The 16,036-nt window shown below is 60.1% G+C and carries 15 protein-coding genes and 1 tRNA gene; 11 read left to right on the top strand and 5 right to left on the bottom strand.

Going from position 1 to position 16,036, the window contains the following annotated elements; all coding sequences use genetic code 11:
- The first annotated feature begins 294 nt into the window (after window positions 1-294).
- From DXT77_RS00910 to DXT77_RS30300, 3 genes are all read left to right on the top strand, one after another.
- Complete coding sequence (locus DXT77_RS00910; RefSeq protein ID WP_119426255.1) at window positions 295-1,077, top strand: SDR family oxidoreductase; 783 nt, start codon at window positions 295-297, stop codon at window positions 1,075-1,077.
- Between the two features lie 83 nt (window positions 1,078-1,160).
- Window positions 1,161-2,237, top strand: coding sequence for an AraC family transcriptional regulator (locus DXT77_RS00905; protein ID WP_119426254.1), 1,077 nt, complete (start codon window positions 1,161-1,163; stop codon window positions 2,235-2,237).
- 241 nt (window positions 2,238-2,478) lie between these two features.
- Window positions 2,479-2,787: a hypothetical protein gene (locus DXT77_RS30300; protein WP_119426253.1), complete on the top strand. Its 309-nt coding sequence runs from the start codon at window positions 2,479-2,481 to the stop codon at window positions 2,785-2,787.
- A gap of 133 nt (window positions 2,788-2,920) precedes the next feature.
- Here DXT77_RS30300 and DXT77_RS00895 read toward each other — a convergent pair.
- Window positions 2,921-3,008, bottom strand: a tRNA-Ser gene (locus tag DXT77_RS00895).
- Window positions 3,009-3,130: 122 nt separating this feature from the next.
- Between DXT77_RS00895 and DXT77_RS00890 the strand changes: the two genes are divergently transcribed.
- Window positions 3,131-3,802, top strand: coding sequence for a Bax inhibitor-1/YccA family protein (locus DXT77_RS00890; protein WP_027613775.1), 672 nt, complete (start codon window positions 3,131-3,133; stop codon window positions 3,800-3,802).
- 64 nt (window positions 3,803-3,866) lie between these two features.
- Here the strand turns inward: DXT77_RS00890 and DXT77_RS00885 are convergent, their stop codons facing one another.
- Window positions 3,867-4,193 (bottom strand): YceK/YidQ family lipoprotein, encoded by a 327-nt coding sequence (locus tag DXT77_RS00885; RefSeq protein ID WP_119426252.1) that lies wholly within the window; start codon window positions 4,191-4,193, stop codon window positions 3,867-3,869.
- 40 nt (window positions 4,194-4,233) lie between these two features.
- Window positions 4,234-4,671 (bottom strand): Lrp/AsnC family transcriptional regulator, encoded by a 438-nt coding sequence (locus DXT77_RS00880; protein ID WP_064381847.1) that lies wholly within the window; start codon window positions 4,669-4,671, stop codon window positions 4,234-4,236.
- 139 nt (window positions 4,672-4,810) lie between these two features.
- On the opposite strand from DXT77_RS00880, the gene DXT77_RS00875 reads away from it, so the two are divergent.
- Complete coding sequence (locus tag DXT77_RS00875; protein ID WP_119426251.1) at window positions 4,811-5,704, top strand: DMT family transporter; 894 nt, start codon at window positions 4,811-4,813, stop codon at window positions 5,702-5,704.
- A 2-nt stretch (window positions 5,705-5,706) separates the two neighbouring features.
- On the opposite strand, the gene DXT77_RS00870 is transcribed toward DXT77_RS00875, so the two are convergent.
- Window positions 5,707-6,747, bottom strand: coding sequence for an FUSC family protein (locus DXT77_RS00870; protein WP_178083429.1), 1,041 nt, complete (start codon window positions 6,745-6,747; stop codon window positions 5,707-5,709).
- 46 nt (window positions 6,748-6,793) lie between these two features.
- The gene (locus DXT77_RS00865) at window positions 6,794-8,419 is read right to left on the bottom strand and encodes an NADP-dependent glyceraldehyde-3-phosphate dehydrogenase (RefSeq protein WP_119426250.1); all 1,626 of its coding nucleotides are present in this window, start codon (window positions 8,417-8,419) and stop codon (window positions 6,794-6,796) included.
- A 266-nt stretch (window positions 8,420-8,685) separates the two neighbouring features.
- On the opposite strand from DXT77_RS00865, the gene DXT77_RS00860 reads away from it, so the two are divergent.
- From DXT77_RS00860 to DXT77_RS00835, 6 genes are all read left to right on the top strand, one after another.
- Window positions 8,686-9,039 carry a cytochrome c5 family protein gene (locus DXT77_RS00860; protein ID WP_119426249.1) on the top strand — a complete coding sequence of 118 codons (354 nt, stop codon included), beginning with the start codon at window positions 8,686-8,688 and terminating at the stop codon, window positions 9,037-9,039.
- A gap of 76 nt (window positions 9,040-9,115) precedes the next feature.
- A complete protein-coding gene (locus tag DXT77_RS00855) occupies window positions 9,116-10,444 on the top strand; it encodes a D-arabinono-1,4-lactone oxidase (RefSeq protein ID WP_178083428.1) in 1,329 nt (442 codons plus the stop codon).
- 74 nt (window positions 10,445-10,518) lie between these two features.
- On the top strand, window positions 10,519-11,727 hold the full coding sequence (locus DXT77_RS00850; RefSeq protein WP_178083427.1) for a DSD1 family PLP-dependent enzyme: 1,209 nt from the start codon (window positions 10,519-10,521) through the stop codon (window positions 11,725-11,727).
- Window positions 11,728-11,932: 205 nt separating this feature from the next.
- Complete coding sequence (locus tag DXT77_RS00845) at window positions 11,933-12,544, top strand: transposase (RefSeq protein WP_114882629.1); 612 nt, start codon at window positions 11,933-11,935, stop codon at window positions 12,542-12,544.
- Between the two features lie 73 nt (window positions 12,545-12,617).
- A complete protein-coding gene (locus DXT77_RS00840; RefSeq protein ID WP_119426246.1) occupies window positions 12,618-14,213 on the top strand; it encodes a ShlB/FhaC/HecB family hemolysin secretion/activation protein in 1,596 nt (531 codons plus the stop codon).
- Between the two features lie 15 nt (window positions 14,214-14,228).
- A complete protein-coding gene (locus DXT77_RS00835; protein WP_119426245.1) occupies window positions 14,229-16,028 on the top strand; it encodes a DUF2341 domain-containing protein in 1,800 nt (599 codons plus the stop codon).
- The last annotated feature ends 8 nt before the right edge of the window (window positions 16,029-16,036 follow it).

The following is a 16,036-nucleotide window of genomic DNA, read 5'->3' as shown; positions in this document are numbered from 1 at the left end:
CGTAGCTAGTAATGAGAAAACGGGCTCGACGGGTTCAACCGATCAGGTTGAGTAAAAGAGCAAACCCTGCAGTTGAAAACTGCAGGGCGTGGTGGCTTTTAACCTTGACTTGAGACCGGCTAATGGGAGTCCCCTTTATTACTTGATGTGCAGGCGCGCCAATATTCCGGTCTGCTTTTCTATAGAAAATTGGCATGATCGGAATTAGAGATGGCGTCATTTGCCAGTTCCTGCAGGCGGGTCAGTGTTTAACATCTTCTTACCCATTTGTTTGATCTTAAACCCGGAGATGTCATGAACGCTCAGACTGCATTGATTACAGGCGCCTCAAGCGGTATCGGGCTGGAGCTGGCGCGCATCCATGCAAGCAAGCGTGGCGATGTCGTCCTGGTTGCGCGTTCGCGCGACAAGCTGGAATCCATAAAAACGGATCTTCAGGCCAAGTACGGCGTCAAGGCGCACGTCATAGTGGAGGATCTGACCGATCCGGACGCAGCGAATCGTATCTTTGCCGTCACTGAGTCCTTGGGATTGTGCATCGATGTTCTGATTAACAACGCTGGCTTCGGAGGGCACGGAAAGTTTGTCGATCGCGATCTCGGTAATGATCAGGCCATGATGCAGGTGAACATGGTGGCGCTTACCGCCCTGACCCATCATTACCTTAAGGGAATGGTTTCGCGTCGAAGTGGGCAAATTTTGAATGTTTCATCGACCGCATCGTTCATGCCGGGACCGCTGCAGGCGGTGTACTACGCAACGAAGGCTTACGTTACTTCCTTTACTCAAGCTATCGCCGAGGAAGTAAAAGAGTACGGTGTGACTGCCACGGTATTGTGCCCGGGTGCGGTTGCGACCGGATTCGTCGCAGCGGGTGATTTGCAGGGTGTCGATATCTGGAAAAGCGCCAGGACGGCGGAATCCGTAGCACTCTGCGGTTATAGGGCCATGGAGCGCGGTAAGCTGGTTGCCTTTAATGAATGCAAGTTGCGAGTCTTGCTCGAATGGATCGTTCCTTTGCTTCCTCGCAGCACTGTGCTCAAAGTGTCGCGTCAGGCGATGGAAAAGACATCCTGAGAAAAGCCGGGGGTATCGCCTGTGCAAATCAGTGTTCCACCTTACCGATAATCCTGATCTGATTTCCAAGGGAAGTCGCGACAATGAAACAAGCAAGGCATTTTGCTGTACACCCGGGGTGGAAAGTGATCATTTCCGACTTGGAGTTAACAGCCGGGGACCTGCTGGCACTGGCCGAGTTACCCGCCGACTTGTTCAGCCGCAAGGATGCGACATTATCGCCGCCCGAGTATTTTCGACTGTTCCTGAGCCTTGAGCAGATGGTCGGCGAGTCGCAACTGCCTCTTCGACTTGGTGGCGCGATTTCGGTTGAAGCCTTCGATCCGTCTCTTTTTGCCTGCCTGTGCAGTCCGGATTTCAATGTCGCCCTCAATCGGCTTGCCGAGTACAAACGCCTCATTGGTCCTCTGGCACTGGAAGTCGCGGTTCGCGATACGCATACAGATGTTTTCATCGAATGTTATGGTTACGACGCTCCGTTGCCACGTAGCCTCTGTGCCATGGAGCTGGTTTTCCTTACTCGGTTGGCGCGTCTTGCCACACGGCGGGAAATTGTCCCATTAGAGGCAGAGTTGGTGGCGCCACCGAACCAGGCAAGGTCTTGCGAAGATTTCCTTGGCTGTCGCCTGCAACAAGGCAGCCGTAACCGGATTCGCTTCTCGGCAGAAGATGCTGCTCGTCCATTTTTGACGGAGAACCTCTCCATGTGGCAGTTCTTCGAACCTGAGCTGCAGATGAGACTTTCAATGCTGGAGACCGGAGCCAGCATCCGCGAACGGGTCAAAGGTGCGCTGCTCGACATGTTGCCGAGCGGTCGGAGCAACATTCAGGATGTTTCCCACCGTCTGGCGATGAGCAAGCGTTCACTGCAACGCCACCTGGCAGAGGTAGACCTGAGTTACCAGGACGTGCTCAACGACACGCGAAAAGACCTGGCATGTTATTACCTCTCTTGCTCGACCCTTTCTCCAGGAGAGATTTCTTTCTTGATTGGCTTCCAGGACGCCAACTCATTTCTGCGCGCCTTCAAGGGTTGGACGGGCATGACGCCGGGCGAATACCGAAGCCGGCACTCCCCATCAAGTCAGGAGGGTGAGCGTCTGGTATGTGTCGAAACGGGAGGGTTGCGCAAACCGCTGAAGGATGCGGAAACGATATAGAAATGGCGCTACAGAAAGCGCACTCGGGAAACGACACACCCTGAATAGTCAGGGCTTGGGTTGATGACTGGTTGCGCAACTTCGCAACAGGTACGACATGCATACCCGTTATTCAGCGTTGCAAAAATGGGGTTACCACAGACTTCATCGCCTGCCATTCGTCCAACGGAAGGCACTCACAGGTACTCAGGTTCTCTCACGTTCAAGCACGCAATCCCGCGCACTGATATGGAGAGGCATCATGGACATCGACGAAAATGCACCAGGCAACCAGTCGCAGCAGGCCGTGACACGCACGACCGACAACGAAACCGGGCATGACCCGAGGTACAAAAAGGCCGAAGTGCCATTGCCGCCCGATGACGAAGCACCGCTTGATGAAGACATGACGGACGTGGCAGCGACGAACTCTGTCTCTACAGAACAACCGGAACCCGGGAGCGGAGAAGGAGCCTGCAAGCCTGCGGCGTCTGACGTGTCTTACAGCCAGGACGTTGATGTAAAAGAGCCTCGCGGCATGCCTGCCAGCGATCCTGAATCGGGAGCCTGAAGCGGCCGGTATCCCGTTGGCGCGTCACTGAGGCGCCCATAACAGTTATGGAACGCTTCCTGATTGGTTCGGATTTTTCAGAACCCCAGAAACGACAAAGCCCCGAATAATCAGGGCTTTGTCGTATCAAATATGGCGGAGGCGATGGGATTCGAACTCATGGACCTGTTACAGTCGACGGTTTTCAAGACCGTTGCCTTAAACCACTCGGCCACACCTCCGTTGCGTTGCGGGCGCCATAATACCTGAATGAAACACACTGTCAAACTCTGTGCATGGCTTGTTACAGAGCGTCTGTTATCATCTTTGCGACTGAACGTTTCAAACCAACAGGAGTGTCGCCATGCGCGAACAGGATTACGCAGTTCACAACAGCGTGCAGGCTGAGCAGCTAGAGGTTAGCCGCGTCCTGCGCAACACATACGGCTTGCTGGCGCTCACCCTCGCTTTCAGCGGTGTGATGGCTTTCGTGGCCCAGCAGATGCGTGTCGGCTACCCGAATATTTTCGTGGTGCTGATCGGTTTCTACGGCTTGTTCTTCCTCACCAACAAACTCCGTGATTCGGCCTGGGGCCTGGTGTCGGCGTTTGCCCTGACCGGTTTCATGGGTTTCCTGCTCGGCCCGATCCTCAACCGTTACCTGGGCATGCAGGGCGGCGCTGAAGTGGTCAGCTCCGCGTTCGCGATGACTGCACTGGTGTTCGGTGGCCTGTCGGCCTACGTGCTGATCACCCGCAAGGACATGAGCTTCCTCGGTGGCTTCATCACCGCCGGTTTCTTCGTGTTGCTGGGTGCGACGCTGGCGAGCATGTTCTTCCAGATCAGCGGCCTGCAACTGGCGATCAGCGCAGGTTTCGTGCTGTTCTCGTCGGTCTGCATCCTGTTCCAGACCAGCGCCATCATCCACGGCGGCGAGCGCAACTACATCATGGCGACCATCAGCCTGTATGTATCGATCTACAACCTGTTCATCAGCCTGTTGCAGATCTTCGGCATCATGAGCCGCGACGACTGATCGCTACACCGCTATAAACAAGAAACCCGCGAAAGCGGGTTTTTTGTTGTCTGCAAAAACGTGATCAGTTGATGATCATGCTGCCATCGGCGTGCTGCTTGTAAATGGTGTAGGGCAACAGAAATGTATCCAGCACCCCGGAAACGGCGCCATCAACCACCAGCCCCAGAGACGGGTTCTTGTAGTTGAACGCATCGACGTCATCCGGTTTTTCGGCGTGCAGCATGCAGAAGTCGTACGTCACGCCGCTATAAATGCGCGGTACGGCACCACAGTAGGTTTTTTTCGCCTTCAACTGATCGACGTTCGTTTTATCGCTGAGCGCCACGGTCTGTATGGTTCCGCAACCTGTCAGCATCAATGCCGCCAGTATCACTACCTGAACTTTCATGCCGCGAATCCTTCGCTGGAAAAAAAGCAATCTACGCCGCTCACGCCATCGGCGGCAATCGTCGCTTGACAGGGGTCTTCTTGACGATCGCGGTGTTGGTTTCGGCCAGTGTATTGAGTCGATCGAGCAAGGTATCCAGCTGCTCCATCGAACGCACATGCAGACGGGCGATAAAACAATCCTCGCCGGTAACCTTGTCACACTCGGTGAACTCGGGAATCGACAAGATCTGCCGTTCCACTTCCTGCAACTGTCCCGGCAACGGCCGCACGCGGACAATCGCCTGCAACTGGTAACCGAAGCACTTCGGGTCGATCTCCACGGTATAGCCCTTGAGCACGCCGCGCTCTTCCAGCCGCCGCAAGCGCTCGGCCACGCTCGGTGAGGACAACCCGCTGATCTGCGCCAGGGCCTTGAGCGAACGGCGGGAGTCTTCCATCAAGGCTCCGATCAGGATCTGGTCGATATCGTCGGTCATACAAATAACTCCCGCATTAGGCGAATGACGCTAACTACCCTTGATAAAAAAGGCAGAAATCGAGTTTAGCCTGCTTTTTGCGCTGGAGAAGCTCCGGTCCCGCTTGGCATACTTTTGCCACACATTAAGGAGATTGATGATGGACAAAACAATCCGTCGCGGCTCATTCGAAATGACCGCTGCCATGCTGATATCCGGGACGATCGGCTGGTTTGTGCTGGTGTCCGGGCAACCGGTGCTGGATGTGGTGTTCTGGCGCTGCGTATTCGGTGCCGGGACGTTATTGCTGATTTGCGCCGCCTTCGGCTTCTTGCGCCCGGGCATTCTGACCCGTACGACGTTCCTGCTGGCCGTGCTCAGCGGCATGGCAATCGTCGGCAACTGGGTGCTGTTGTTCGCCTCCTATTCACGGGCCTCGATTGCCATCGGCACGGCGGTATACAACGTGCAGCCGTTCATGCTGGTGGGATTGGCGGCGCTGTTTCTGGGGGAGAAGATCACCCTGCAAAAGCTGTTCTGGCTGGCGATTTCGTTTATGGGAATGCTGGCCATCGTCAGTGCCCACGGCGGCCAAGGCGAGGGCGGCAATGATTACCTGATGGGCATCGCGCTGGCACTGGGGGCGGCGTTTCTGTACGCCATCGCCGCGTTGATCATCAAGCGACTGACTGGCACGCCGCCACACCTGATCGCGCTGATCCAGGTCTGCACTGGTGCGTTGCTGCTGGCACCGTTCGCCCACTTGAACGCGCTGCCACAGGCACCGAGTGCCTGGGCCAGTCTGGTCACGCTGGGCATCGTCCACACCGGTCTGATGTACGTGTTGCTCTACGGCGCGATCCAGAAACTGCCGACGGCACTGACCGGCGCACTGTCGTTCATCTATCCGATTGCGGCGATTTTTGTCGACTGGTTTGCCTTTGGCCATCAACTGCAGACCCTGCAATGGATCGGCGTAGCGGCAATCCTGCTGGCCGCCGCTGGAATGCAACAGGGCTGGGGTTTCAAGTCGCGACGGTTGGCGGCGCAGTAACCTCAAATGTTCCAGCGCGGCGCGGTTTTCGCCAGGCGCTGGCGCATCTCGCCGATGTTGGACGCCAGTTGCCGGGTCAGCAGCCGATAACCGTCCAACGGACTGTAAACCGGCGCGTCGAGGCTGGCATCCGGCAATTCCACCGGGCGCCCGAGGCGCTGAGTCGCACCGGTTTTCAAGGCCCGGGCCATGCCGATCAGTTGCACACGGATCTGCCGGTGCTCGGCCTTCAAGGCCGATTGCAGATGCGCCATCGCTTCAGGGTCGTTGGTGTCCGGCCGGGTATTGCCGAGGATTTCCAAGGTGCTGATGCACATGCGCAGGTTGCGCTGGATCGCGTCCAGTTCGGTCATCGAGACCTTCACCTCCTTGGACACCGACGGCATCAGCGAACGCAGTTGCACCATCACCGTGTTCAACCGGCCCATCAGTTTCAGATGTTCATCGGCGGAAACCGGCTCACCGCTGATGATCCGCCCGTACACCGTGGCGCAGTCGCGCAACGCATCGGCCAGGTTGTAGCGCCACGAATACACCGCGTACAGCGGCAGGGCGAAGGAAAAAGCCAGGGCCAGGGCGATACCGATCAGGATATCGACCCCGCGCCACAGCCCGTCGGTGATCGGGTTGTCGCCATGCCCGGCGACAATGAAGACGGTGATGGCCGAGAGCAGGGCGGTATAGCCACCCTTGCCGATGGCGTGATACGAGAAGAATCCGCACACCACCGCCATCGCGAAATAGGTCAGCCACGGCATCCCCAGCCACGCCTGTTGCGCCACCAGCAACAGACCGACGCCGGCACCGATCAAGGTGCCGGTGGCGCGTTCGGCGGCCTTCTTGCCGATGTTGCCGTGGTGCTGCAAGCCGCCGATCACTACCAGCATGGTCACCGACGCCCATTCGCCGTGGGGCAGGTTGATGCCGGTGGTCAGCAGGATTGTCGCCAGCAACCCCAGTGCCACCCGCACCGCATGAATCAACCGCGCGTGCCGGTAACGACGGTACGGGTCCAGCAGCGGCCGCAGAATCCGCCGCAACAGCGGCGGCCAGCGGTGAGGGCTGAAAGTGCTCAGCGGTGATTCCTCCTCAGAAGATGTAATCGGTGGCGATGAAGTTCGAATCGCGTCCGCGAATGATTTCGCTGATCAGATCCTTGTTGGGTTCCTGGAACTTGGTCGCCACCAGCGTACGGATCGAAAACACCCGCAGCGCATCGTGTACCGACAGCGTGCCCTCGGCGGAGTTCTTGCGCCCGTTGAACGGGTAGGTGTCCGGGCCACGCTGGCACTGGGCATTGAGGTTGATCCGCCCGACCTGGTTGGCGAAGGTGTCGACCAAACGGCCGACCGCTACCGGGTTGGTGCCGAAGATGCTCAGTTGCTGGCCGAAGTCCGACTCCAGTACGTAGTCGATCACGGTATCGAGGTGACGGTACGGCACGATCGGCACCACCGGGCCGAACTGTTCTTCCTGATACACGCGCATCTGCGGCGTCACCGGGTACAGCACCGCCGGATAGAAGAACGATTCCCGCGACTCGCCGCCATTCGGGTTGACCACCTGAGCGCCTTTGCTCTGGGCATCGGCCACCAGACCATGCAAGTAATCGACCTTGCCCGACTCCGGCAGCGGCGTCAGCGACACACCGCTGTCCCACGGCATGCCCGGTTTGAGGCTGGCCAGTTTGGCGTTGAATTTCTCGATGAAGCTTTCGACCACGTCTTCATGCACGAAGAGGATTTTCAACGCAGTGCAGCGCTGGCCGTTGAACGACAGGGAGCCGGTGACCGCTTCGCTGACCGCGTTGTCCAGATCCACCTCGGGCAGCACGATGCCGGGGTTCTTCGCATCCAGCCCCAGCGCGGCGCGCAAACGGTGTGGTTTCGGGTGCAGTTTCTTCAGGTCGCTGGCGGCCTTGTTGGTGCCGATGAACGCGAAGATGTCGATCTTGCCGCTGGCCATCAGTGCACTGACGGTCTCGCGGCCGCTGCCGTAGATCACGTTGATCACGCCGGTCGGGAAGCTGTCGCGGAAAGCCTCAAGCAGTGGACGGATCAGCAGCACGCCGAGCTTGGCCGGTTTGAACACCACGGTGTTGCCCATGATCAGCGCCGGAATCAGCGTGGTGAAGGTTTCGTTCAACGGATAGTTGTAAGGCCCCATGCACAGCGCCACGCCAAGCGGTACGCGGCGGATCTGGCCGAGGGTGTCCTGTTCCAGCTCGAAACGGCTGGAGCGGCGGTCGAGTTCTTTCAGCGCATTGATGGTGTCGACGATGTAGTCGCAGGTGCGGTCGAACTCTTTTTCCGAGTCCTTGAGGTTCTTGCCGATTTCCCACATCAGCAGTTTCACCACGGCGTCGCGCTGTTGGCGCATGCGTCCGAGGAAGGCTTCGACGTGCTGGATACGTTCGGCCACGCGCATGGTCGGCCACAGGCCCTGGCCCCGGTCATAGGCGCGGACGGCGGCGTCGAGGGCGGTGAGGGCGGTGTCGGCGTCCAGCAGCGGCGTGCTGCCGAGGATCACTTGTTCATCGCCGTTTTCGCCATGCAGATAGACCGGGCTGCGCACGGTGGCGAGCGGGCCGTTCCAACGGCGCAACTCGCCATCGACCAGGTATTCGCGTTGTTCGACCTGACCGTCGAGGCGATATCTTTCCGGGATGTCGCTGACAGAAGGGAACAGATTGCCAAGGATGTTTGCTGTGGTCATGTCGCTACCCTGCTTGCCAATTGAAAAGTCTGTACAGGTTATACGCCTGAATGCGCCGAAATTTAAACCCGCAAATGTCACGCGAATGTCACGCAAAGGCGCAGGGCAGAGGGCTCAGCAGGATTCCCACCGTTTAGCCGATGCCGAGCCGCATCCTGGCTGTCCCCGGATGCCCCCTTCGCTGGCCCGCAATGCCCTCAACTCGCCGCAGTCGCTGCCTTAAGGTGTGATCACAACAATAAGTGGCACCCCACGCGAGGATCGTTATGCGGGCATCCCGAATCATGTTGCCGCTGATGCTGGCCGCTGCACTGGCCGGCTGTGGCGAAGACCCCAAACCCCCGGCCAGCACCAACAACGCCATTCCCAAAGACCCGGCGCTGGCGCAGATCTACGCCAACAGCTGCCAGCTCTGTCACGCCAACCCCGCCGCGAATGCGCCGCTGACCGGCGACCGCAAGGCCTGGGAACCACGCATCCAGCAGGGCGCGGACACGCTGCTCGACCACGCCATCAACGGCTACAACGGCATGCCGCCGATGGGCCAGTGCGTCGAATGCTCGGAAGAACAATTCCTTCAGTTGATCGGCTTCATGGCCGATCAGCCGCTGCCACAATAAGGGTGCGCGCATGACGATGGATCTGACTCGACGTCAGCTGTTGCAACGGGCAAGCATCGTCGGCGCTTTCAGTGCGCTGGCGACGAATCCGGCCTTGGGCCAATTGATGCGCGCGCCCCGGTTGATCCCGTGGCGCAACTGGTCGGGCGGCCAGAGTTGCCTGCCGGCGGCGCGGGTGGCGCCCAAGAACCTGGATGAACTGACGGCAGTGATCCGGCAGGCACCGGGCAAGATTCGCCCGGTCGGCTCGGCGCATTCCTTCAGTGCGCTGGTGCCCACCGACGGCACTCTGCTGTCGCTGAGCTACTTCAACGGTCTGCTCGATCACGACCCGAAAACCCTGCAAGCCGAATTCGCCGCCGGCACACCGATGTCGCGTATGGGCGTACCGCTCAAGAACGTCGGCCAGGCCCTGCAGAACATGGCCGACATCGACTATCAGACCCTCGCCGGAGCGATTTCCACCTCGACTCACGGCACCGGCAAAACCTTTCAGTCCTATTCCGCCCACGTCTGCGGCATGCAACTGGTGACCGCCAGCGGCGAGGTGCTGGATTGTGACAGCCAGCGTCATCCCGAAGTGTTCAACGCCGCCCGGGTGTCCCTCGGCGCATTGGGTGTGGCCACCAAAATCCGCCTGCAAAACCGCCCGGCCTACCGTCTGCGCGAACGCCAATGGATCGCCAAGACCGAAGAACTGCTGGAAGACATCGACAAGAACACATCGGAAAACCAGCACTGGGAAATGCTCGTCGTCACCCATTCCGACTACGCCTTGTCCATCGCTCTCAACGAAACCACCGACCCGGCCACGCCGCCGATCCCGCCCGAAGAGGAGGGCGGCAACGAGTTCGTGACCCTGATCGAGAAGATCGACAAGTACGGCAGCGACTTCCCGGGTCTGCGCAGTTCGCTGCTCAACAGCCTGCGGCATCTGGCGAGTTTCGAGGATCGGGTGGGCGACTCGTTCGACATCTACGCCAACGTGCGCACCGTGCGCTTCAACGAGATGGAATACTCGGTACCCGCCGAACATGGCCCGGCGTGCCTGCGCGAGATTCTCAAACTGATCCGCGACAAGGACCTGCGCACCTGGTTTCCCATCGAGTATCGCTACGTCAAGGCCGACGACATTCCTTTGAGCATGTTCGAGGGCCGCGACAGCTGCTCGATCTCGGTCCACCAGCATTATCAGATGGATCATCACAACTTCTTCGCCGCCGTCGAGCCGATCTTCTGGAAGTACAACGGCCGCCCGCACTGGGGCAAGTTGCACACGCTCAATGCCCGGACCTTGCAGACGTTGTACCCGCGCTGGCAGGAATTCATTCAGGTACGCCAGGCGCTGGACCCGAGCGGCAAGTTTCTCAACGGGCATCTGTCATCGATTCTGGGGGTGAGCTGATGGCGGTCAATCGACGCAATTTCGTGCTCGGGACCTTGGGTGTCGGCGCTTTGCTGGTGGGCGTTGGCGCATGGCTGCGGCCGGGGGATCGCGGCGGGCCTTACAGTGAATATTTCCGGGCGCTGAACAACGAGCTCAAGACCAAAGGCCCGATGCGACCGGTGTTGTTGATCGATCTGGATCGCCTCGACCACAACATCGACGTCGTGATGGGGTCGGTGAAACGCAGCGGCAAACACCTGCGACTGGTGGAGAAATCGCTGCCGTCGCCGGGGCTGCTCAGCTACATAGGCCAACGGGCCGGGACGCAACGGTTGATGTCGTTTCATCAGCCGTTTCTCAATCACGATGCGCAGGTCTATCCGCAGTCCGACATCCTGCTTGGCAAGCCGTTGCCGGTCCGTTCTGCCGAGCTGTTCTACCAGACCCACAAAGGCCCGTTCGACCCGGCGAAGCAACTGCAATGGCTGATCGACAACCCCGAGCGTCTGCAGCAATACCTCGAGCTGGCCCAAGGACTGGGCACCCGGATGCGGATCAACATCGAACTGGACGTCGGCCTGCACCGGGGCGGCGTCAGCGATCTGAACGTGCTCGGGCAGATGCTCGCGCTGATCGCCGCCAACCCGCAGCACCTGGAGTTCGCCGGGTTCATGGGTTACGACCCGTTCGTGGGCATGGGCGTGCCGGGAGTTCTCGGTTCACCCGAGGAACTGTTCGCCAAGGTGATGGTGATTTATCAGCGCTTCGTCGACTTTACTCGGCAGCAATATCCGGCGCTCTGGCATGACGGCTTGTGCCTGAACACCGCCGGCAGCCCGAGTTATCGCATGCATGAAAACGAAACCCTGAGCAGTGAAGTGTCGGTGGGCACGGCGATGCTCAAGCCGACTCATTACGATTTGCCGTCACTGGTGGAGCATGTGCCTGCCACGTACATCGCCACGCCGGTATTGAAAAGCACGGGTGCAGTGAATATTCCGGCGCTGGATGACAAGTCGAAACTGTTTTCGTGGTGGGACGCCAACCAGCGCCAGACCTTTTTCATCTACGGCGGCAACTGGATGGCCGAATTCGAATCGCCGCCGGGGCTGCAGAGCAATGGGGTTTACGGGCGCAGTTCGAATCAGGAGATGGTCAACGGTTCGAATGCCGTGGGGCTGACGGTGGAGGATCAAGTCTTTCTGCGGCCGACCCAGACCGAAGCAGTGTTGCTGCAGTTTGGTGATTTGCTGGCGGTGCGTGGCGGCAAGATCGTCGATACCTGGCCGGTTTATTCCTGACGTTAAATCACGACGAAAGCCTGTGGGAACCAGCCAGTTCCCACAGGTTTTTTTATGCCCGCCGTTTCCCGATCAAATTCTGTAATGAAGCTTTTATGACAAAAGTTCGGTAGCACATCGCCAGTCCGGTCATGCCTATGTAACGCGCTTGAGGGGCCCTTTGGGCGCTTTTCACAAGCCGAGGCGGGACGCCGGGAGTGAGGCAATGGGGACTATGGAACGCTACTCGAAAGTGGGCATGCAGGAACTCGATCAACGCCTGTCGAAGATCGTCGAAGCCGCGCGCAAGAAGCCGGTTTCGGTGTATCGCTACGGCGCGCCGTGGGTCTGGATCGTGTCGCAGGATGACTGGCAGGGCGCCTTGAAAGAGGTTTCCAGCTACATTCCGCCGGGTCATTCGCTGGTGCTGCTGCGCCCGCAGATCGACGACCTGTTCGACGCCCACGCCGATCTCCTGCACGAGCTCAACGCCCAGCCCGGCATGCTGATCCCGGCGCAAACGGTCATGCACATCCTGCTCCTGCAACTGTTGTATTCGGTGCCGAGCGAGCAGCAGCTGTTCGAGCAACTCAATTACAACCTGCTGTTTCGCTGGTTCGTCGGCCTGGGCCTGAACCAGAAAGTCTGGAGCTACAACGTCCTCAGTCGCGACATCGCCACGCTGCTCAACGAGCCCCGTGCGGTGCTGCTCATTCAGAAAATCATTGGCGAAGTGTTCTGCGGTGCCTTGCTGCAAATGCCCGAGTTCTCCTTGAACTTCGCGCTGCTGCACACCTGGCTCGGCAAACACGCCTGCGCCCCGCACGTCAGCAACTGACGGCGGCCAGCAACCGACGCAATACACAGGGCGCCGAGACGCCAACAGGTCATCGCGAATTTCAGGGGGTAGTGTGGAGCAGATTTTCACGTCACGGCTGGCGCTGTGGGGCTGGCTGCTGGTGACGGCCGGCGTGCAGCCGGCGTTCGCCGAGGAGGCCGCAAACGCAGGTGCGCAGCGTCTGGTGGACGTCAACGAATACTTCGTGCGCGGCAACACCGTGCTCGATGCGCGGGCCATCGAAGAAGCGGTGTACCCGTTCCTCGGCCCGCAAAAAGCCCTGAGCGACATCGAAGGCGCGCGGGACGCCTTGCAGAAGGTCTATCAGGAACGCGGCTACCAGTCGGTATTCGTCGAACTGCCGGAGCAGGCAGTGGCCGACGGCATCGTCTATCTGCAAGTCAGCGAGACCAAGGTCGGCCGGGTGCGGGTGGTCGGCGCCAAACACTATTCGCCGCTGGACATCCGCGACAACGTCCCGGCGCTGAAGGAAGGCGAGGTGCCGGACTTCGCCAAGGTCCAGGGTGAACTGGCGCAACTCAACAAGACCCCGGGCCGGCAGGTGATGCCGCTGGTGCGCGAAGGTCAGCGCCCCGGCACCATGGACGTGGATCTGCAGGTCGAGGACCAGAACCCGTGGACCGCCAGCGTCGGCCTCAACAACGACTACAGCGCCGACACCGAAAAGCTCCGCGCCGTCACCAGCCTCGGTTACAACAACCTCTGGCAACTCGGCCACAGCATCAACCTGACCTACTTCACCGCGCCGCAGGACACCGACAACGCCAAGGTCTGGTCCGGCTCGTACACCGCGCCGCTGACCGACCGCTGGAGCGTGCAGTTCTCCGGTTACCAGTCCGACAGCAACGTCGCCACCATCGGCGGCAGCAACGTGCTCGGCAAGGGCCATTCCTACGGTGTGTCGGCGATCTACACCATCCCGTCCAGCGGCAGTTGGTCGAACTCGCTGTCGGCCGGCATCGACTTCAAGGACTTCGACGAACGCCTGACCCTGTCCGGTGAGAGCGACAAGGTGCCGCTGAAGTACGCGCCGTTCACCTTCGCCTACAACGGCTATCGCTACACCGAAAAAAGCCAGCTCGGCCTCGGCCTGAGCTTCGTTGCGGCTACCCGCAGCATCTTCGGTTACGGCAGCTCCGACGAAGAATTCGACTACAAACGCTACCGCGCCAAGCCGAGTTTTGCCGTGCTCAAGGGCGATACCAGTTTCACCTGGACCTTCGACAACGACTGGCAGAGCGCGAGCAAAGCCGCGTTCCAGCTGGCGTCGGGGCCATTGGTTTCCAACGAACAATTCTCTGCCGGCGGCGCGACTTCGGTACGCGGTTATCTGGCCGCCGAACGCACCGGCGATGACGGCGTATTGCTCAGCCAGGAAGTCCGCACACCGTCGCTGGCCAGGTACGCCGGCACCTGGATGCAGGACTGGCGCTTCTACGCCTTCGCCGAAGGCGCGCAACTGTACCTGCGCGACGAACTGCCGGACCAGGACGCCAGTTACGCCCTGGCCAGTGTCGGCCTCGGCACCCGCGCCAGCCTGAGCAAATGGCTGTCCGGCAGCGTCGACTGGGGCTACCCGCTACTCGAAGGGCCGAACACCTCGAAACAGGAATCGCGCCTGCACTTCAACCTACAGGCCACTTTCTAACAAGGAGCACTTTCCATGCAGCGCCTATTCCTTTCGTTGTTGATCTGCCTGGGCTTCGTGCTCCCGGCCACGGCTCAGGCCTGGTGGCAGGACGACTGGCACTACCGCAAACAGATCGCCGTCGACACCACGCCGCAAGGCGCCGGGATCAATCAGGCCCTCGGCCGCACCGCGCTGCTGGTGCGCCTGCACACCGGCAACTTCACCTTTGACGGCGTGAAAGAGGACGGCTCGGACCTGCGCTTTGTCGCCGCCGACGACAAGACCGTGCTCAACCACCAGATCGAAAGCTTCGACGCGCTGATGGGCATGGCGCTGATCTGGGTCGATGTGCCGAATGTCGAGGGCGGCCAGCGTCAGGACATCTGGATGTACTACGGCAACCAGAAAGCGCCGGCCACCGGCAACGGCCAGTTGACGTTCGATCCGAATTACACCGCGCTCTATCACTTCGATGGCGCCACCGGCACCCCGGCGAAAGACACCACCGCCTACGGCAACACCGCGCAGAGCGCCACCGGCGCCGCGATTGACGGCGTAGTGGGGCGGGCCTTGCAGTTCAGCGGTCAGCCGTTGCTGTTGCCGGCTAGTCCGTCGTTGCAGCACAACGCTGGCAGCGTCTTCACCTTCAGTGCCTGGCTGCGACTGGATCAGGCGAATGGCGAACAACTGATCCTGGCCCGCCGCGAAGGCACCAACAGCCTGCTGGTCGGTGTGAACCAAGGTGTACCGTTCGTGGAAATCGACGGCCAGCGTGCCGTGGCCACACAACCGCTGAATCCGGGCCAATGGCAGCACGTCGCACTGACCGCTGAAGGTTCGAAAGTGACGCTGTACATCAACGGTCGTGAAGGTGCGACGCTGGCTCAAGCGATGCCGGCGTTCAATTCGGTCATGGCCATCGGCGCCGACCTGCACGAAGGTCCTTTCCAGCCGTTCGTGGGCGCCATCGACGAACTGCGCCTGTCGAAAGTCGCCCGTCCGGCACCGCTGTTGCTGGCCGACGCCACTTCCCAGGGCGCCGAGTCGAAACTGGTCGCCTATGGCGTCGATGAAGAACAGTCCGGTTTCGGTTTCGGCAGCCTCGGTTTCCTGCTCAACGCGGTGCCGGTAGACGCCTGGGTGATCATCGCGGTGCTGGTGCTGATGATGTTCCAGTCGTGGATCATCATGCTGCGCAAGAACCGCACCCTCAGCCGCGTGACGGCTGCCAACGAAGATTTCCGCGTGCAGTTCGCCAAGGTCGGCACTCGCCTGGAAATGTTCGCCGACGACACCCAACTCGCCCAGCGTTTACAGCACTCGCCGCTGTGGCGCTTGTACCAAGTGGCGGTGAAAGAGATCCGCACCCGCCGCGAACAGGGCGCCGATACCTCGTCGGTTTCTGCAGCGACCATCGAAGCGATCCGCTGCTCCATGGACGGTGTACGCACCCGGGAAAACCAGCAGCTCAGCTCGAAACTCTCGACCCTGTCCAACGCCATCGCCGGCGGCCCGTATATCGGCCTGCTCGGCACCGTGCTGGGGATCATGGTGGTGTTCCTCGGCACTGCCATGGCCGGCGACGTCAATATCAACGCCATCGCCCCGGGTATGGCCGCAGCCTTGCTGGCCACGGCCATGGGCCTGTTCGTCGCGATACCGGCGCTGTTTGGCTACAACCGCCTGATCACCCGCAACAAGGAAGTCAGCGCCGACATGCGCGTGTTCGTCGACGAGTTCATCACCCGTCTGGCGGAGATGCACGGCGAAGGCCAGTCCAGTGAAGCGGCGCATCAGCGCGGTCATCACGCCAACCACTCCGTACCGGCCTGAGGAGCACT

Source organism: Pseudomonas sp. 91RF, assembly GCF_003576265.1.
Taxonomy (GTDB): domain Bacteria; phylum Pseudomonadota; class Gammaproteobacteria; order Pseudomonadales; family Pseudomonadaceae; genus Aquipseudomonas; species Aquipseudomonas kribbensis.
This window is presented reverse-complemented; position numbering and strand designations above follow the sequence as displayed.

Bases quoted from the DNA above. Each gene is read 5' to 3' on its own strand.
- DXT77_RS00885 (WP_119426252.1), bottom strand. From the start codon at position 4,193: ATGAAAGTTCAGGTAGTGATACTGGCGGCATTGATGCTGACAGGTTGC.
- DXT77_RS00910 (WP_119426255.1), top strand. From the start codon at position 295: ATGAACGCTCAGACTGCATTGATTACAGGCGCCTCAAGCGGTATCGGG.
- DXT77_RS00875 (WP_119426251.1), top strand. From the start codon at position 4,811: ATGGACAAAACAATCCGTCGCGGCTCATTCGAAATGACCGCTGCCATG.
- DXT77_RS00845 (WP_114882629.1), top strand. From the start codon at position 11,933: ATGGGGACTATGGAACGCTACTCGAAAGTGGGCATGCAGGAACTCGAT.
- DXT77_RS00835 (WP_119426245.1), top strand. From the start codon at position 14,229: ATGCAGCGCCTATTCCTTTCGTTGTTGATCTGCCTGGGCTTCGTGCTC.
- DXT77_RS00905 (WP_119426254.1), top strand. From the start codon at position 1,161: ATGAAACAAGCAAGGCATTTTGCTGTACACCCGGGGTGGAAAGTGATC.
- DXT77_RS00860 (WP_119426249.1), top strand. From the start codon at position 8,686: ATGCGGGCATCCCGAATCATGTTGCCGCTGATGCTGGCCGCTGCACTG.
- DXT77_RS30300 (WP_119426253.1), top strand. From the start codon at position 2,479: ATGGACATCGACGAAAATGCACCAGGCAACCAGTCGCAGCAGGCCGTG.
- DXT77_RS00890 (WP_027613775.1), top strand. From the start codon at position 3,131: ATGCGCGAACAGGATTACGCAGTTCACAACAGCGTGCAGGCTGAGCAG.
- DXT77_RS00865 (WP_119426250.1), bottom strand. From the start codon at position 8,419: ATGACCACAGCAAACATCCTTGGCAATCTGTTCCCTTCTGTCAGCGAC.
- DXT77_RS00880 (WP_064381847.1), bottom strand. From the start codon at position 4,671: ATGACCGACGATATCGACCAGATCCTGATCGGAGCCTTGATGGAAGAC.